The organism is Streptosporangium vulgare (assembly GCF_042428775.1).
Classification (GTDB): Bacteria; Actinomycetota; Actinomycetes; order Streptosporangiales; family Streptosporangiaceae; genus Streptosporangium; species Streptosporangium vulgare.
Window position 1 is genome coordinate 1 of sequence record NZ_JBHMBS010000167.1, and the last position, 580, is coordinate 580.

1 protein-coding gene and 1 pseudogene are annotated in these 580 nt (G+C 52.4%); one reads left to right on the forward strand and one right to left on the reverse strand.

From position 1 onward, the window contains the following. Positions 1-244: pseudogene (locus ACFFRH_RS44960) on the forward strand (hypothetical protein); the annotation flags it as partial. 44 nt (positions 245-288) lie between these two features. On the opposite strand, the gene ACFFRH_RS44965 reads toward ACFFRH_RS44960, so the two are convergent. Beyond that, positions 289-580 (reverse strand): hemerythrin domain-containing protein (locus tag ACFFRH_RS44965; protein ID WP_512701155.1); only part of this gene is annotated, 292 nt, incomplete at its 5' end.

Sequence of the window (580 nt, forward strand, 5' to 3'; positions counted from 1 at the left end):
CCTTTGCTCGTACCTTGTGTATCGCAAACAGCGTCCTCATCTACATGAGAAGTCGATCTACAAGATGCCGCTCGGCAAGCTGATGTGCTGGGTATGTATGGCGTTCTTTGTGTTCGTGGTCGTGTTGCTGACACTGGAAGATGACACTCGCCAGGCGCTGCTGGTTACCCCGCTGTGGTTTATCGCGCTGGGGTTGGGCTGGCTGTTTATTGGTAAGAAGCGGGCTGCTGAACTGCGGAAATAACCGCATTATCATGCTGGATGGCGCAATGCCATCCAGCTTTTAGATCACTCACCCGCCAGCGCGCGTGGGAACAGTACATTGTTTTCCAGACTGATGTGATCCATCAGGTCATCAATCAGTTCATTAATGCCGTTATACATCGCTTTCCAGGTGGTGCAGGCTTCTGGCGGCGGTGTGACGTTATTGGTGGTGTGTTTAATCACTTCCAGCAGTTCGCCCGCTTCATCGTGCTCGCTTTCCATTACGCTGCTTGGCCCCATTGCCTGGCTGCCCATGCCTTGTTTGATCATCGGGAAGAGGATCTGCTCTTCTTTCATCATGTGGCTGGAAAGCTCT